Genomic DNA, 16370 nt, shown 5'->3' on the forward strand with positions numbered 1-16370 from the left:
GGACAATCAGCCAGCTCCTTCAGCAAGATCCCATCAGTCCTGACCGCTCTCGGGGTGGGAGACGTATGGCACAGGCCGCCGAAACCGCGCGGACCGTCATCCTGACCGTGGACGACGACCCGGGGGTCTCCCGTGCCGTCGCCCGTGACCTGCGGCGCCGCTACGGCGCCTCGTACCGGATCGTGCGCGCCGAGTCCGGCGAGTCCGCGCTGGAGGCGCTGCGCGAGCTGAAGCTGCGCGGCGACCTGGTGGCGGTGATCCTGGCCGACTACCGGATGCCGCAGATGAACGGCATCGAGTTCCTGGAACAGGCCCTGGACATCCACCCGGGCGCCCGGCGTGTGCTGCTGACCGCGTACGCGGACACCAACGCGGCGATCGACGCGATCAACGTGGTGGACCTCGACCACTATCTGCTCAAGCCCTGGGACCCGCCGGAGGAGAAGCTCTACCCCGTCCTGGACGACCTGCTGGAGGCCTGGCGGACCAGCGACTACCGGCCGGTGCCCGCCACGAAGGTGGTCGGGCACCGCTGGTCGGCGCGTTCCTCGGACGTCCGGGAGTTCCTGGCCCGCAACCAGGTGCCGTACCGCTGGTACTCCGCCGAGGAGCCCGAGGGACAGCGGCTGCTGGCGGCGGCCGGGGCGGACGGCCAGCGGCTGCCGCTGGTGATCACCCCGGAGGGCGACACGCTGGTCGAACCGGACGCGCCGGAGCTGGCCTCTCGGGTGGGTCTGGCGACCACGCCGACGGCGGAGTTCTACGACCTGGTGGTGATCGGCGGCGGCCCGGCGGGCCTCGGCTCGGCCGTGTACGGGGCCTCGGAGGGGCTGCGCACGGTGCTCGTGGAGCGGTCGGCGACCGGCGGACAGGCCGGGCAGAGCTCCCGCATCGAGAACTACCTGGGCTTCCCCGACGGCGTGTCCGGCGCCCAGCTCACCGACCGGGCACGGCGGCAGGCGACGAAGTTCGGCGCCGAGATCCTCACCGCGCGCGAGGTGACGGGCCTGGAGGTCAACGGCGCCGCCCGGGTCGTACGGTTCTCCGACGGCTCGGCGGTGGCGGCGCACAGCGTGATCCTGGCGACCGGTGTGTCGTACCGGCAGCTGGCGGCGCCGGGCTGCGACGACCTGACCGGCTGCGGGGTGTACTACGGCTCCGCGCTCACCGAGGCGGCCTCCTGCCAGGGGCAGGACGTGTACATCGTGGGCGGCGCCAACTCGGCGGGACAGGCCGCGATGTACCTGGCGCGGGGCGCCAAGTCGGTCACGCTGCTGGTGCGCGGGGAGTCCCTGGCGGCGTCGATGTCGTACTACCTGGTCCAGCAGATCGAGGAGTCGTCGAACATCTCGGTGCGCGCCCGCACGGTCGTCGACAAGGCGCACGGCGACGGGCGCCTGGAGCAGCTGACGCTGCGGGACGTGGTGACCGGCGAGACCGAACTCGTCGACGCGCAGTGGATGTTCGTGTTCATCGGCGCGGCCCCGCTCACCGACTGGCTGGACGGCACCGTGCTGCGCGACGGGCGCGGGTTCATCCTCGCCGGGCCCGATCTGACACCGGACGGACGGCCGCCGGCGGACTGGGAGCTGGACCGGCCGCCGTACCACCTGGAGACCAGCGTGCCCGGCGTGTTCGTGGCGGGCGACGCGCGCGCCGAGTCCGCCAAGCGGGTCGCGTCCGCCGTAGGAGAGGGAGCCATGGCCGTGATGCTCGTCCACCGGTATCTGGAGCAGTCGTGAGCGGGCGGCTGATGCCGTGCAGCCCGGCGGAGGTCGGCTCGCTGTTCCTGTTCGAGAAGCTCGCCCCCGAGCAGCTGGGGCGGCTGTGCGCGGAGGGGCGGGTGGAGCTGTTCGAGCCCGGTCCGGTCTACACCGAGGGCGATCCCGCGACCTGCTTCTACGTGATGATCGAGGGCACGGTCGTGCTGTCCCGCCGGGTCGGCGGGGACGACGTGGAGGTCAGCCGCACCTCGCAGCGCGGGGTGTACTCGGGGGCCATGCAGGCGTACCTGGGTGACCGGGTGCCGCAGGTCTACAACAACTCGATGCGGGTGACCGAGCCGACCAGGTTCTTCGTGCTGCCCGCCGAGTCGTTCGCAGCCGTCATGCAGGAGTGGTTCCCGATGGGGACGCATCTGCTGGAGGGGCTCTTCTTCGGTTCGAAGAACACCCAGCGGGCCATCGGCCAGCGCGAACGGCTGCTCGCCCTGGGCTCGTTGTCGGCGGGGCTCACCCACGAGCTGAACAACCCCGCCGCGGCGGCGGTGCGGGCCACCGCCACGCTGCGGGAGCGGGTGGCGAAGATGCGCCAGAAGCTGGGCGTCATCGCCTCCGGCGCGTACGACCCCGAGGCCCTGACCCGGCTGATCGAGATCCAGGAGCGCACGGCCGAACTGGTCGCGAAGGCACCGGTGTTGAGCCCGCTGGAGGCCTCCGACCGGGAGGACGCGCTCGCCGACTGGCTCGACGACCACGGCATCCAGGAGGGCTGGCGGATCGCGCCGGTGTTCGTGCAGGCGGGGCTCGACGTGGACTGGCTGGAGCAAGTGGCCGCCGCCGTGGAGGAGAACATCCTGCCGAGCGCGGTCGGCTGGCTCAACTACACGGTCGAGACCGAGCTGTTGATGGACGAGATCGCCGACTCCACCAACCGCATCTCGCACCTCGTCGACGCGGCCAAGCAGTACTCGCAGCTCGACCGCGCCCCCTACCGGGTCGTCGACGTCCACGAACTCCTCGACAGCACCCTGCTGATGCTCTCCGGGAAGATCGGGCAGCGCATCGGAGTCGTCAAGGACTACGACCGTACGCTCCCGGAGGTCCCGGCCTACCCGGCGGAGCTCAACCAGGTGTGGACGAACCTCGTCGACAACGCGGTGTTCGCCATCAACAGCAGTGGTGGGGAAGGCACGTTGACCGTGCGCACGGCACGGGAGGACGACCGGCTGCTGGTGGAGTTCCGCGACACCGGTCCCGGTATCCCGACGGAGATCCGCAGCCGGATCTTCGACCCCTTCTTCACCACCAAGCCGGTGGGTGAGGGCACCGGTCTCGGCCTGGACATCTCCTGGCGGATCGTCGTCAACAAGCACCACGGCAGCCTCCAGGTGGAGTCCGCGCCGGGCGACACCCGCTTCCAGGTGCTGCTGCCGCTGACCGCCCCCGAACCCGACGACCAGGACCCCCTGTCAGAGCCCGCGGAGGAACCCGTATGACCGACACCGACGCCATCGACCCGAGCGTCCCGCCCAGCGGCACCGGCTGCGTGGAGTGCGACACGGTCGGGGGCTGGTGGTTCCATCTGCGGCGCTGTGCGACCTGCGGCCACATCGGCTGCTGCGACTCCTCCCCCGCCCAGCACGCCTCCGCCCACTACAAGACGACCGGTCACGCGTTCATCCGCAGCTTCGAGCCGGGCGAGGAGTGGTTCTGGGACTTCTCGGCCGACGAACTGTACGAGTCGGGGCCGGAGTTGGCGCCGCCGGTCGCCCACCCCGAGGACCAGCCCGTGCCGGGGCCGGCCGGGCGGGTGCCGGAGGACTGGGCGCGGTCGCTGCACCGCTGAGGCCGGCCGAGGCGTCCGCGAGCAGCGCCTGCGCCTCGGCCGTGTCCTGGCCGCCCAGCGCGCCGCCGCTGTCGGCGGTGAAGGGCGGGTCGCGCGGCCGCGCCCAGCCCCGGGTGCCGCTCCGCAGCCCACCCGGCACGCCCGCTCCCTCGCCGGCCTCGGCCCCGGTGTCGGTGGTGCGTGACAGGATGGGACCGTGTCACCGACCGTGTTCGCCAGCCCGTTCACCAGTCCGTTCGCCCGTCCGCTCGTCGGCCGGGACGAGGAACTGACCCGGCTCTCCGGTGTGCTGGAGCGCGCCCGGGCCGGGGAGGCGCGGGCGGTGCTGGTCGCCGGGGACGCGGGCGTGGGCAAGACCCGTGTGCTGGACGAGACCGCGGCGCGGGCGGTAGGGGCCGGGATGACCGTGCTCACCGGTCACTGTGTGGACCTCGGTGACGTCGGGCTGCCGTATCTGCCGTTCACGGAGATCCTCGGGGCGCTCGCCGCCGACGAGCGGTTCGCTCCTGTTCTCGCCGCGTATCCGGTGGTCGACCGGCTGCTGGGCACGGGTCCGGACACCGGCACGGAGCGGGACTCGGGTGGGCGGCTGCGGCTGTTCGAGGGGATGGCGGGGCTGCTGGCCGACCTCGCGCGGACCGCGCCGCTGCTGCTCGTCCTGGAGGACCTGCACTGGGCCGACCAGTCCTCCCGGGACCTGCTGCGCTTCCTGCTCAGCCGGGGCCTGCTCCAGCGGCCCTCGGGCGGCGCCGGTACCCACCGGCTGGCGGTGCTGGCCTCCTACCGCGCGGACGACCTGCACCGCAGGCACCCGCTGCGCCCGCTGCTGGCCGAGCTGGTGCGGCTGCCGGGCGTCGACCGGCTGGAGCTGCGGCCACTGGCCGACCCGGACGTCACCCGCCTGGTGCGCGCGCTGGAGGAACGGCCCCTGCCGGAGGCCACGGTGCGGTCGATCGTGGCGCGCGCCGAGGGCAACGCCTTCTACGCGGAGGAACTGCTCGCGTCGGCGGGCGCGGAGTCCGGTGGTATGCCGAGCGCGCTGGCCGACGTACTGCTCATCCGGGTCGAACAGCTCTCCGAGACCGCCCAGCTGGTGCTGCGTACGGCGGCGGTGGCGGGGCGGCGGGTGGAGCACGACCTGCTGCGGGACGCCGTGGGGCTGCCCGAGGAGGAGCTGGAGTCGGCGCTGCGCGAGGCCGTCGGCCGCCAGTTGCTGGTCCCCGGGGACGGCCGTACGTACGCGTTCCGGCACGCGCTCGCCCGTGAGGCGGTGTACGCGGATCTGCTCCCGGGTGAGCGGTCGCGGCTGCACGGCGCGTTCGCACGGCTGCTGGCCGGACCGGGCCGGCGGGCGGAGACGGCCGCGGAGCGCGCCCACCACCACCGCGAGAGCCACGCCCCGGCCGCGGCGCTGACCGCCTCCCTGGAGGCCGCCGACCACGCCCGGCGCCTCGGCGCGCCCGCCGAGGAGTGGCACCATCTGGAGGCCGTCCTGGACCTGTGGGCGACGGTGGACGCCGCCGCCCGGCCGTCGGGCGAGGGGACCGACCGGGTCACGCTCATGCTGCGCGCCTCGGCCGCGGCGGCGCACGCCGGGGAGGCGCACCGGGCGGTGGCCCTCAACCGGGCCGCTCTCGCGGGCATCGGCCGGGACACCGACACCGAACTCGCCGCACGCGTGCGCTACACGCTGGCCGGCACCCTGATGGGCGTCGACAGCCTGCGGGCCGCCTTCGGCTACAGCAGTGAGGCGCTGGAGATGATCCCCGCCGAGCCGCCGACGCCGACGTGGGTGTGGGCGGCGGCCACGCACGTCCTGGCGGCACGTCAGGTGGGCGACACCGGGACGGCGGCGCGGGTCGCCCGCCGGGCGCTGGACGCCGCCGAGCGGCTGGGGCTGGCGGACGCGCAGGCCGACCTGCTGATCTCGCTGGCCAATCTGGAGGAGGGTGGCCGCCGCTCCCCCGGCGCCCGCACGCATCTGCTGCGGGCGCGCGAGCTGGCCCGGGGCTCGGGCAACGCGCCGGTCGAGCTGCGCGCGCTGTTCACGCTGGCCATCACCGCGTACGAGGCCGGGGACCCGCGGGAGAGCCTGCCGTGGCTCGCCGAGGGCCTGGACCGGGCCCGTCGCGCGGGGCTGCTGTCCTCGCCGTATCCGCTGGAGATGCGCTATCTGCACCTGCTGGTGCTGTACACGCTGGGCCGCTGGGACGAGTGCCTGCGGACGGCGGAGACCGATCTGGCCGTGCTGCCCGCGGCGGGCGGATACGCGGTCGGGGCGGCGCTGTACACGGCGCTGGGCCGCGGCGACCGGGCCGTCGTCGAGCAGGCACGCGCCCTGCTCGAAGGCCCGGAGGACTGGATGGCGGCGCTCGTCGCGAGCATCGTCCTGACCGACGCGGCCGCCCGGTGGGACGGCGCCGAGGTTGCGGTGGCGCAGCTGCGGTCCTCCGTCGAGGCGCTCACCGACGACGCGGGCAGCCGCCCGGACGCCGTGGTCCGGCTCACCGCGCTCGCCCTCGCACCGGTCGCCGACGCCGCGGCCACGGCCCGGCTCACCGGCGACGAGGCGGCGGCCGGCCGTTGGGCGAAGGTCGCGGGCGAGCTGCTGGAGCCGGCGCGGGAAGCGGCCCTGCGCTCCGAGACGGGCACGCCGCAGGGTCCGGAGGGACAGGCCTGGCTGGCCCGCGCCGAGGCGGAGGGGGTCTGGGCCGTCGCGGGCCCGGACGCGGCGGCCTGGGAGAAGGCGGTGTCCGCGTTCGCGGACGGCGATGTGTACGAACTGGCGCGCTGCCGGCTGCGCTACGCGGAGGCCCTGCTGGCGGCGGACCGGCGCGAGGAGGCCGCCGCCAAGGGCGCCTCGGCCCGCGAGACGGCCCTACGGCTGGGTGCCGCGCCGCTGCTGGAGCGGTTGGACGCGCTGATCCGCCGGGGCCGCCTCGGGGACGCCGCGCCCGGCGCCCGGCACCGGTCGATCGCGCTCACCGCGCGCGAGGAGGACGTGCTGCGGCTGCTGGCGCTCGGGCGCAGCAACCGGCAGATCGGCGAGGAGCTGTTCATCAGCGGCAAGACGGCGAGCGTCCATGTCTCCAACATCCTCGCCAAGGTGGGCGCGGCGAGCCGCACGGAGGCGGTGGCGATCGCCTACCGGGAGGGGCTGCTGGTCCCGGAGTCCGGCGGCGCGCCCGGGTGACGCGCCGCGTGGCCGGCTAGCGAGCGGCCGGTGTGTTCGCCAAGGTCACGTTGACGGCCGCCCAGGAGCGGTTCACGGCCTTGTACTCGGTGCTGTTGAGGCCGTAGAGGTCCTTGGCCGCCTTCAGTGTCGCGGTGCGCGCGCCGTGGAAGTCGGTCGAGGAGACCATGTAGCGGGTCAGCGCACGGTAGTAGATCTTCGTGGCCTTGGCGCGTCCGATGCCCTTCACCGCGGCCCCGTCGTAGGTCGGCGAGTCGTAGGTGACGGTGCCGATCTTCTTCTTGCCGCTGCCCTCCGCGAGGAGGTAGTACGCATGCGAGGAGACGCCCGAGCCGGCGTGGACCTCGGTGTACGCTGTCTGGGGCGACCAGTAGTCGATGGCCTGCTCGAGGACGTCCAGGGACGGCTTGTCGAGGCGGCGCAGGAACTTCTGGTCGAGGCCCAGCTTCTCGCCGACCAGGTAGTTCGGCGGGTTCTTGGGGTTGTTGGCGCTGAACTCGACGTTGGAGCCGAAGACGTCGGCGAGTGACTCGTTCAGCGAGCCCGGTTCGCCGTACTGGTTGCCGTCGGCGTCGACGTAGGTCGGCTCCAGGCCGGCGGTGGCGTCGACGACGCCGTGGGTGAGCTCGTGGCCGGTGACGTCGAGGACGACGAGGGGCTTCTTGATGAGGTCGCCGTCTCCGTCGCCGTACAGCATGCAGTCGCAGGCCGGGTCCCAGAACGCGTTGCCCACCTTCTTGCCGAAGTGGACCATGGCGCGGGCGCCCTTGCCGTTGTTCTCGATGCCCTTGCGGCCGAGGGTCTTCTTGTAGAAGTCGAGTGTCTGGACGACGCCGTACTGGGCGTCGACGGCGGCGCTGGCGCGGCTGGAGACGGCGCCGTTGCCCCACTTGTTGGTGGTGCTGGTGAGCTTCGTGCCGCGCGCGAAGTTCTCCAGCTCCTTGTTCTTGGCGTCGCGCGTCTCGGTGCCCCCGTGGGTGGGGTCCTTCAGCAGATAGCTGCGGGCGGCGGTGCGGGTGGTGGTGAGCGGTACCTTGCCGACGAACAGGGAGCTGCCGGTGCCCTTGGCGGTGGCGGGGTAGCGGGGGGCGGCGGCGACGCCCGCCGTGAGTCCCGCGGTGGTGGGCGCGGTGCCGGTGGCGGGGTCGAGGGACTCACCGCGCTCGCGCAGGGTGTCGACCAGCTTGGGCGAGAGGAACTCGTCGCTGTCGGGCACGTTGCTGCGGACCCTGCCGGTGACGGCGTCCACGACGACCGTGCGGGAGCCGTCGGCCTCGGCGGTGTCGCTGCCGGTCACCCGGACCTGGTAGGCGAGCGCGGAGGCCCCGGCGCGGGCGTCGACCACCGGCGCGGCGGTGCCGGCCTCGCCCTCGGCGACGGCGGCGGCCCTGGCCTCGGCCTGGGCCGCCGTCAGCCGGGCCTTGACGGTGGCGGGGGCCACGGTGTGCCCGGCGGCGCGGGTCACGCCCGCGTAGGCGAGGCCCTTGGTGAGGTGGACGACGAGGTCGCCGCCGAGGACCGGCATGCCCTGGTGGGTGCGGACGAACCGGACGTGGCGTGCGCCCTCCGGGTCGATCATGACGTCCTGCGGGCGCAGTTCGTCGCCTCGGGTCACGCCGCTCGCGGCGGCGTGGGCGAACGCGGCGGCGCGGGCGGCCCGCACCACCGCGGTGGCCTGCGCGTCGGCGGTGGCTTGTGTGGCGGCGGTGGTCGTGGCCCGCGTCTCCCCCGCGGACGGGCCCGCGAAGGCCGTGCCGGTCAGGCCGGTGGCGGCCGTGGTGACGGCTATGGCGACCGCCACGCCGCGTATGTGTGCGCTGTGCAAAGGTGCGGCTTCTTTCGTCCAGGCGGGCCGGTGTCCCCAACCGCCTTCGCGCATGGCGCCGTTGGGCGTCATAGGGGCTGGTCGGGCCCTCGAATCCCACCCTTACGGACAAGTCATGTCCATGTAAAGCCGAAATCATCGCATCCAGCGCGTTTCATGGCGATACTTGGCGCACCCTCGACGCACTGTGATCGACGAGACACCAAAAGCCATCAACTGTGCGTCGCCCGTGAAGATGTGACACGACGGAAGAAGGTTCCCTCGGGTGAATGTGACCCATCTCGCACCGGACATGAGCCGGCGCGGACGACGCAGATCCGTCGCCACAGCCCTCTGTGCGGCGGCCCTGGTGTTCCTGCTGCCCACCCCGGCCGCGACCGCCGCCACCCTGCCCAGTCCCGACCTCACCGGTCTGCGCGGCGTGTTGCGCACGGCGGTGAGCCAGGGCGCACCGGGCGCGATGGCCCGGCTCGACGACCGCGGCACGGTGCACCAGCTCGCCGTGGGTGTCGCCGACCGGCGGACCCGCCGGGCGCTGAACAACGCCGACCGCTTCCGCATCGGGAGCGTCACCAAGACCTTCTCGGCGGTCGTCCTGCTGCAACTCGTCGACGCGGGCAAGCTCTCCCTCGACGCACCGGTCAACCGCTATCTGCCGGGGCTGCTGCCCGACAACCGGATCACGGTCCGCCACGTGCTGAGCCACCGCAGCGGTCTGTACGACTACAGCAACGACATGTTCGCCCGGTCCGTCTCCGGCTTCGAGGCCGTGCGCACCAAGGTCTTCACCTACCGTCAGCTGGTGAAGCGCTCGCTGAGTCACGCGCGTACGACCGCGCCCGGCGGGGCCTACTCCTACTCCAACACCAACTTCGTCGTCGCGGGCCTGCTCATCGAGAAGCTGACGGGGCACACCGTGGGCACGGAGTACCGCAAGCGGATCATCGAGCCGCTGAAGCTGCGCGACACGTTCTACGTCCACCCCGGCACCGCCCTTCCCGGCCGGTACACCCGGGGTTACCTCACCCCGGACACCTCCGGCGCGGCCCTGGTCGACGCGACGAGGCAGACGGTGTCCTGGGCGCAGAGCGCGGGCGCCCTGATCTCCAGCACCAAGGACCTGGACACCTTCCTGTCGGCCCTGCTGCGCGGCAAGCTGATGTCGGCCGGCGCGCTGAAGCAGATGCGCCGCTGGGTCCCGGCGGGCGGCAGCCAGGCCTACGGCCTCGGACTGCGGCGCCGCGACCTGTCGTGCGGGGTGTCGGTGTACGGGCACACGGGTGCCGTGCAGGGCTACTACTCGTACGCCTTCACCTCGGGGGACGGCCGGCGCACCCTGTCGGCGCTCGCCAACTCCTCCAACAGCTCCAAGGTGCACACCACGATGCTGCGCACCCTGGAGTCGTCGTTCTGCGGCACCGGCGCGCGCACCCGCACGGCGACGAAGGCGGCCGGCACGGCCTACGACGTGGCGGAGGACCTGGCCGGACGCTGACCCGGGGCCGGCGCGCCGGGAACCCGGCCTCCCCGGTGTCCGTTGTCCGGGCAGTACCGGCAACGGGCAGTACGCGCGTGCGACGACACCAGGGCGGCAGGATGAGCGAGTTGGTCCCCGGGGGCAACGTGCCCCTCCCGGGCGGCGCCCTGGCCGTCCGGGTGCCCGGCCCCTTCGACGTCTGCGCGCTCGTCACCGACGACAGCGGCAAGGTCCGCGGCGACGGCGACTTCGTGTTCTACAACCAGCCGACGGCCCCGGGCGCGCGCCTCCAGGGAGACACGCTGACGCTGGACCCGGGCCGGCTGCGCGCCGGGGCCACCCGGGTCACGGTGGTGATCAGCGCCGCCGACCCGGGCACCCCCCTGGCCCGGCTGCCCGCGCCCGCACTCCAGGTCACCGACCCCCGGGGCCGCGTCCTCGCCCGGTTCGCGCCGCCCGCCCCACGGCAGGAGACGGTGCTGCTGCTCGCGGAGGTGTACCGGCGGGGCACGGGCTGGAAGCTCCGGGCACTCGGCCAGGGCTACGCGGACGGACTGGCGGGGCTGGCCAGGGACTTCGGGGTGGACGTCGTAGAGGACAGCGGCGCGGCCACGGCAGCGGACCCTGCCCCGCGCGGAGGACCCACGCGGTCCGCCGCCCGGCCGCCACGGCGAGGCACGCGCCTCACACCCCCCGGCGCGGCCACCGGCGGCTCGCCCCCCACGGCCCCGAGCCCACACCGCCCGCAGGCCCCCCCGCACACCGCCCCGGGCGCGCGCCCAGGCTCACCGCCCGGCACCGACAGCGGTCGGGCGCGGACCGCCGCCCCTTACCCACACCACGCCGAGGCCCCCACGCGGACCACCGCCCCGAACCCGTACAACGCCCAGGCCCCCGCGCGGACCGCCGCCACCCCGGGGGCGCAGCGCGCCTCGGCGCCCTTGGCGGACGGTCCCGACGGCATTCTCGCCCTCGTCAACCCCGCCCGGGCCGCCGCCGGTTCGCCGCCCGTCTCGTGGGACGCGCGGCTCGGCTCGGCCGCCGGTCGGCATGCCGCGGCCATGGCCGACGCCGGGCGGCTGGGTGGTGAGGGCCGGGACGGTGTCTCGGTGCACCAGCGGGTCACGGCCGCCGGGTACCGGTATCTCACCGTGGGCGAGCACCTGGTCTCCGGGCCGCGTACGCCCGCCGAGTTCGTGGACTACTGCCTGCGCACCGACGACGCCCGCCGTACCCTGCTCGACCCGGCGTTCACCCACACCGCCCTCGCGCACGCCACCGACCGCCGCGGCACCACGTACTGGACGGCCCTGTGGGCGAGCCCGCTCACTCCGGACGGCCTGGCCAGCACGGCGGCCGGGGTCGTCGACCTCACCAACCGGGAGCGGGCCCGGGCGGGACTGCGTCCGCTCGCCGTCGATCCCCTGCTCACCACCGCCGCCCAGGCGCACTGCGCGGACATGGTGGCGCGCGCCTTCTACTCCCATACGTCGCCCGAGGGCAGTCAGCCATGGGACCGGGCCGCCGCTGCGGGCTCCACCCGGCGGACGATCGGCGAGAACATCGCCTGCGGCCAGCGCTCCCCCGCCGAGGTGGTGGAGGGCTGGATGAACAGCCCGGGCCACCGCGCCAACATCCTCAAGCCCGCCTTCACCCACATCGGCGTCGGCTACGCGGGCGGCGGGCCGGCCGGCACGTACTGGACCCAGCTCTTCGGCGCCTGAGGCCAACGGGTGTCGGACAACCGGAAAATTCCCCACTCCGTGCCTGGTCGAAATGGCAACCAGGCCCCGAAGAACGTTTCTGCGGACGCCCGCCCCGGGCCCCACCGGAGCCTGTTTACCGCTGGTTACACCGCTGGACGGCCCCCGGCAATTCCCTTTCGTCTTCGTCTTCCTCGCACATACGCTCGCAATCCTTGAATCAAAGACAGGAATCACCACGGAGTCACGGTCCAATTGAACGGATCCCCACACACGCGCCGTACTTCTGGGAAAGCGGAGCACCGGGGGTTCAGCGAGGGATGACCATGGTCAAGGCGCACGTCTCCACGGACGAGTTGGTCGCCGGTAGGTACCGGCTGCTGGATGTCGTCCACCGCGAAACCAACCGGGTCAGCTGGTACGGCGAGGATGTGCAGGGCGGACGCCCGTGCCTGGTCACCCGGATCGGGCTGCCCCCCGAACTGGGCGAGGAAGAGGCGGAGCAGGCGGCGGACCGGGTGGTGCGCATGTCGGAGACGATGGCCCGGCTGTGCCCCGGCCGGATCGCCGCGGTCGTCGACTCGCTGGTGGAGGCGGGTTCCCTGTGGACCGTCACCGAGTGGATCGACGGTCTGCCGCTGGGTCAGCTCATGGACCAGAAGGGCGCGTTCAGCCCGGCGAAGGCCGCCACGGTCGGGCTCCAGTTGCTCGACATCCTCGAGGCCGCGCACGAGGAGGGGATCACGCACGGCGAACTCAGTCCGGGTCAGGTGTTCGTGCGGGTCCGGGGGCCGGTGGTGCTCACCGGGTTCGGGCTGGCGGGGGCCGCCCTCGTGCCGAGGATCGCGGCACCGTCGTACGCCTCTCCCGAGCAGGCCCGGGACGAGCGGATCGGTCCGGCGGCCGACCTGTGGGCGCTGGGCGCGATCCTCTACGCGATGGTCGAGGGGCGGCCGCCCTACCGGGACCGGGACCGGCCCGAGAACACCCTGCGCGGGGTGGACCGGCTGCCGCTGCGCGCCCCGCTGCGGGCGGGCCCGCTCGCCCCGGCCGTGCAGGGGCTGCTGCGCAAGGAGTACCGGGAGCGGCTGACCCGGTCCCTGGTGCGTCAGTCGCTGCTCCGGATCCTGGACGAGGAACCGGGGGCCGACCGGCCGGCCCCCCGGCTGCGCCGGGCCTACGCCGCCGCCCGGCACGTCGGGCCGCACTGGAGCGGCCGGGCGATGGCGGCCGGGACGGCCCTGGCCGTGGTCACCGTCGCGGTCGCCGCCCTCGCCGTCACACACCAGCTGCCCGGCACCGAGGAGGCGGCGTCCGACGGGGCGCAGGCCCTGCCGTCCGTGTCCGCCGCGCCGTCCGGGGAGGACGCCGGGGACACCGACGGCAGAGCCACGCCGACCGCCGGCGCGTCCGCCACCATCACCGCGGAAGCCACTCCCTCCGCCTCCCCGTCGGCTCCCCCGGCCGCCTCTTCGCCGCCCGCCTCCACCGACGCCCTCCCCGACGGTTACCGCGTCTACCGCGCGCCCGAGGGCTTTTCCGTGGCCCTGCCCAAGGGGTGGAAGCGGCTGGACACCGACAAGGCCGATCTGGCCTACCGCGTCACCTTCGGCGCGGAGGGCGATCCGCGCACCCTCGCGGTGACCTACAGCGAGAGCGCCGGCTCGGATCCGGTGGCCGTCTGGCGCGACGACGTCCTGCCCGGACTGAAGGAGCGGGACGGTTTCCGGCAGATCGGGAAGATCGAGGCGACGACGTACCAGGGGTACAAGGCCGCCGACATGGAGTGGGTCGAGGAGGCGGACGGCACGAAGGTGCGCACGTTCGGGCGTGGTTTCCTGCTCGGCGGACACCGCAGCTTCTCCCTGCGCTGGACGACGCCCGACGCCGACTGGGACAAGTCGGCCAACCGGCTCGCCCTCGAAACCGTCCTCAGGACGTTCCGGCCGGGCTCAGCCGCCTGACCCGCGCGGCGCGCACTGCGTACGCAGCGGGCCGCCGTGCAGGGGTGCGGTGGCCCAGCGCGCGGTGAAGGTGTGGTCGGCGAGCGAGCAGGACACGCGCAGCCGGTGCGGGGTCTCCAGGAAGGCGACGTCCACGGCCAGGGTGTCGCCGTCGGTCCAGCCGCCGCTCACCGCGGTGGGCAGCGGCTCCTCGGTGACGTTCCAGCCGCCGAAGCCCAGGGGCAGGGCCAGTTCCCGGCCGTCCTCCACGAGGGTCAGCGTCCAGCCGTCGCCGTCGCCGTCCCCGTCCGCGGCCACGGAGGCGCCGGTCAGGCCCGGCTGCGCCGCGCAGGCACCGCCGTACGGCGTGAAGACGGCCCGCTGCCACTCCCCGGCCCGTTCCGACGGGGCCGGCTTTCCGGGGGCGGGGGGCAGCGCGAGGCGGGACAGGCGCTCCGCTAGGGCCGTGTCGGCCTCCTCGCCGCCGCTCAGGGGCGCCGACCGGAAGCCGGGCAGCAGAAGCTCCCAGACGAAGGTGAGCACGGCCTGCATGTCGCCGGCCGCCGCGGTCGCGGCCACGACGGCGTCGTACTCGGGCAGGACCAGGCAGAACTGGCCGTAGGCCCCGTCGCCCCGGTAGCCGTGCCGCGACTGCCAGAACTGGAAGCCGTAGCCGCGCTCCCAGTCCAGCCGGTCCGTGTCCGCCGGCTGGTCGGAGGTCGGTATGTGTTCACGCGTCGCCTCGGCGACCCACTCCCGGGGCAGCACCCGCTCGCCGTCCCAGACGCCCTCGTCGAGATACAGCAGGCCGAGCCGGGCGATCGTGTCGGTGGTGCCGTGCAGGCCGCTGAAGCCGAGTTCGGCACCGGGCGGGTCGGTCAGCCAGGCGACCTCGCCGATGCCCAGCGGGTCGAACAGACGCGGTCGCAGATAGGCGGTGAGGGACTGGCCGGTGACGCGCCGGACGATCGCGCCGAGCGCGTAGGTGGCGCACTGGTTGTAGGCGAACACGGTTCCCGGGTCGCGGTCCGGCGGCAGCAGCAGGAAGGCGCGGACGAGATTCCCGGGGTCGAGGGCGTAGGCCCGGTCGACGGTGTCCTCCTCCTCGTGCCCGCTGGCCATCGCCGCCGCGTGCCGCACCAGCATCGCCCGGCTGCGCGGGTCGGTGATCTCCGCGTCTAGTTCCGGGAAGTACGACAGCACCGGCGCGTCGAGGTCGACCAGCCCCTCGGCGACGGCGAGCCCGACGGCCGTGGACGTGAAGCTCTTGCTCAGCGAGTACAGCAGATGGAGCCGGTCGGGGGTGTACGGCGCCCACCAGCCGGAGGCGACGAGGCGGCCGTGGCGGACGATCATCAGGCTGTGCGGTTCGACGGCCTCGGCCGTCTCCAGGGCGTCGAGGAGGTCGTGGACGGCGTTCGCGTCGACACCCTGGGCGGACGGGGTGCTGGGAGTAAGCGGGGGCAGGCTCATACCCGCATCCTGCCAGCGGGGGCGCGCGATGATCGACGGGTTGATCCGCGCCGCGGGCAAAGCAGCGTCAATGCCTGCATATAGGCTGCCCGTTGCACTGTCACAGCCCGCAGAGGAGAGTCATCCGTGACCCTGGCGATCGACCCGTCCGAGACATCCGAGACGTCCGCCGTGGACGCCCCCGCGCCCCTGTCCGACCTCGTCGCGCATGACGCGCGGGAGTTCGGAGTCTACGCGCGCACCGGCGGGTGGGCCTTCGGGCTGATGGTGGCGCGCAGTGTCCGGCCGGGCGGACAGGCCGCGGAGGAGACGCCGAAGGTGTCGGCGAAGGAGTTCGCGGAGCTGGCCGGCTGCTCGGCCGAGCGGGTCATGCGCTACTACAAGGCCTGGGACCGGGCCGCCGACGACGGTCTCGTGCCGCACTTCGAGGAACTGGCGCCGGGCCAGGAGGTCGAACTGCCGGACGCCGACGTCTGGCTCACGTACTACGTCTCACGGTCCAGCGCCGCCTCCGAGCGCGGGACGGCGATCGCCGAGGCGGCGGAGGCCGAGGGCATCCGGCCGACCAAGGCGCTGGAGGTCGCGGAGAACCCCACCGCCCTGCGCGCCGCGATCCTCGCCGACCCCTCGACGGCCCGCACGGCCCGCGCCGCCCTGCTGGACCGGGTACGGGAGGACCCGGAGCTCCAGGCCGAGCTGGCCCGGGACGTGGTGCGCACCGACGACCTGAAGAAGGCGGTGGCCACCGAGAGCCGCTCGGCGGACCGTATCGGGTACGTCCGTCAGATCGCCGAGTCGGGCCAGGTGAAGACGCCCGCCGGACAGACCATCGACGCGCCGGTCGAGCTGCGCCGGGAGGCCGAGCGGCACCTGTCGCTCATCGACGAGCTGGACGACAACGAGAACGCCGGGGAGTGGGCGTCCGAGGCGTACGACACGATGAAGAGCCTCGTCGTGGAGACCGTGGAGGCCGACCCCGAGCTGCGGGTCCAGGAGCGGCGCACGAAGTTCTACAGCGGCCTGCAGCGGGCGACGAAGGTCTTCGAGGAGCTGACCTTCGACGACGCGCAGGACTTCTACGAGGACGACATGGTGCAGCAGTTGGAGGAGCTTCAGCAGGCGATCGGCTCCTGCATCGCGTCCCTGCGCGGGGCGCGGGGGAACACACCCGGAGCCGCGTAGCGGCCGG

General features: G+C 73.5%; 10 protein-coding genes. 8 read left to right on the forward strand and 2 right to left on the reverse strand.

Going from position 1 to position 16370, the window contains the following annotated elements; genetic code table 11:
* Positions 1 to 65: 65 nt before the first annotated feature.
* The 4 genes from ACFPIH_RS15520 (at position 66) to ACFPIH_RS15535 (ending at position 6760) form a co-directional block, all read left to right on the forward strand.
* The gene (locus ACFPIH_RS15520; RefSeq protein ID WP_381172674.1) at positions 66 to 1742 is read left to right on the forward strand and encodes an NAD(P)/FAD-dependent oxidoreductase; all 1677 of its coding nucleotides are present in this window, start codon (positions 66 to 68) and stop codon (positions 1740 to 1742) included.
* A gap of 11 nt (positions 1743 to 1753) precedes the next feature.
* The gene (locus ACFPIH_RS15525; protein WP_381172763.1) at positions 1754 to 3217 is read left to right on the forward strand and encodes an ATP-binding protein; all 1464 of its coding nucleotides are present in this window, start codon (positions 1754 to 1756) and stop codon (positions 3215 to 3217) included.
* Positions 3214 to 3567 (forward strand): UBP-type zinc finger domain-containing protein, encoded by a 354-nt coding sequence (locus ACFPIH_RS15530; RefSeq protein ID WP_381172672.1) that lies wholly within the window; start codon positions 3214 to 3216, stop codon positions 3565 to 3567. Before ACFPIH_RS15525 ends, ACFPIH_RS15530 begins: the two co-directional genes overlap by 4 nt.
* Positions 3568 to 3763: 196 nt before the next feature.
* Positions 3764 to 6760, forward strand: coding sequence for a helix-turn-helix transcriptional regulator (locus ACFPIH_RS15535; protein WP_385876946.1), 2997 nt, complete (start codon positions 3764 to 3766; stop codon positions 6758 to 6760).
* Between the two features lie 16 nt (positions 6761 to 6776).
* On the opposite strand, the gene ACFPIH_RS15540 is transcribed toward ACFPIH_RS15535, so the two are convergent.
* Positions 6777 to 8585: a M4 family metallopeptidase gene (locus ACFPIH_RS15540; protein ID WP_381172668.1), complete on the reverse strand. Its 1809-nt coding sequence runs from the start codon at positions 8583 to 8585 to the stop codon at positions 6777 to 6779.
* A 292-nt stretch (positions 8586 to 8877) separates the two neighbouring features.
* Between ACFPIH_RS15540 and ACFPIH_RS15545 the strand changes: the two genes are divergently transcribed.
* The 3 genes from ACFPIH_RS15545 to ACFPIH_RS15555 all read left to right on the forward strand — a co-directional run bounded on the left by ACFPIH_RS15545 (position 8878) and on the right by ACFPIH_RS15555 (position 13729).
* Positions 8878 to 10080, forward strand: a complete 1203-nt coding sequence (locus ACFPIH_RS15545) for a serine hydrolase domain-containing protein (RefSeq protein WP_381172761.1) — start codon at positions 8878 to 8880, stop codon at positions 10078 to 10080.
* Positions 10081 to 10181: 101 nt separating this feature from the next.
* A complete protein-coding gene (locus ACFPIH_RS15550) occupies positions 10182 to 11786 on the forward strand; it encodes a CAP domain-containing protein (protein WP_385876948.1) in 1605 nt (534 codons plus the stop codon).
* A gap of 299 nt (positions 11787 to 12085) precedes the next feature.
* Positions 12086 to 13729: a serine/threonine protein kinase gene (locus ACFPIH_RS15555; RefSeq protein ID WP_381172664.1), complete on the forward strand. Its 1644-nt coding sequence runs from the start codon at positions 12086 to 12088 to the stop codon at positions 13727 to 13729.
* On the opposite strand, the gene ACFPIH_RS15560 is transcribed toward ACFPIH_RS15555, so the two are convergent.
* Positions 13718 to 15181 carry a serine hydrolase domain-containing protein gene (locus ACFPIH_RS15560; RefSeq protein WP_381172662.1) on the reverse strand — a complete coding sequence of 488 codons (1464 nt, stop codon included), beginning with the start codon at positions 15179 to 15181 and terminating at the stop codon, positions 13718 to 13720. The two genes, ACFPIH_RS15555 and ACFPIH_RS15560, sit on opposite strands and share 12 nt — an antisense overlap.
* Before the next feature lie 126 nt (positions 15182 to 15307).
* On the opposite strand from ACFPIH_RS15560, the gene ACFPIH_RS15565 reads away from it, so the two are divergent.
* A complete protein-coding gene (locus tag ACFPIH_RS15565) occupies positions 15308 to 16363 on the forward strand; it encodes a hypothetical protein (RefSeq protein WP_381172660.1) in 1056 nt (351 codons plus the stop codon).
* Positions 16364 to 16370: the final 7 nt, after the last annotated feature.

This window comes from Streptomyces vulcanius, from assembly GCF_042653945.1.
Classification (GTDB): domain Bacteria; phylum Actinomycetota; class Actinomycetes; order Streptomycetales; family Streptomycetaceae; genus Streptomyces; species Streptomyces mangrovi.

Bases quoted from the DNA above. Each gene is read 5' to 3' on its own strand.
- ACFPIH_RS15525 (WP_381172763.1), top strand. From the start codon at position 1,754: ATGCCGTGCAGCCCGGCGGAGGTCGGCTCGCTGTTCCTGTTCGAGAAG.
- ACFPIH_RS15545 (WP_381172761.1), top strand. From the start codon at position 8,878: ATGAGCCGGCGCGGACGACGCAGATCCGTCGCCACAGCCCTCTGTGCG.
- ACFPIH_RS15550 (WP_385876948.1), top strand. From the start codon at position 10,182: ATGAGCGAGTTGGTCCCCGGGGGCAACGTGCCCCTCCCGGGCGGCGCC.
- ACFPIH_RS15555 (WP_381172664.1), top strand. From the start codon at position 12,086: ATGACCATGGTCAAGGCGCACGTCTCCACGGACGAGTTGGTCGCCGGT.
- ACFPIH_RS15530 (WP_381172672.1), top strand. From the start codon at position 3,214: ATGACCGACACCGACGCCATCGACCCGAGCGTCCCGCCCAGCGGCACC.
- ACFPIH_RS15560 (WP_381172662.1), bottom strand. From the start codon at position 15,181: ATGAGCCTGCCCCCGCTTACTCCCAGCACCCCGTCCGCCCAGGGTGTC.
- ACFPIH_RS15520 (WP_381172674.1), top strand. From the start codon at position 66: ATGGCACAGGCCGCCGAAACCGCGCGGACCGTCATCCTGACCGTGGAC.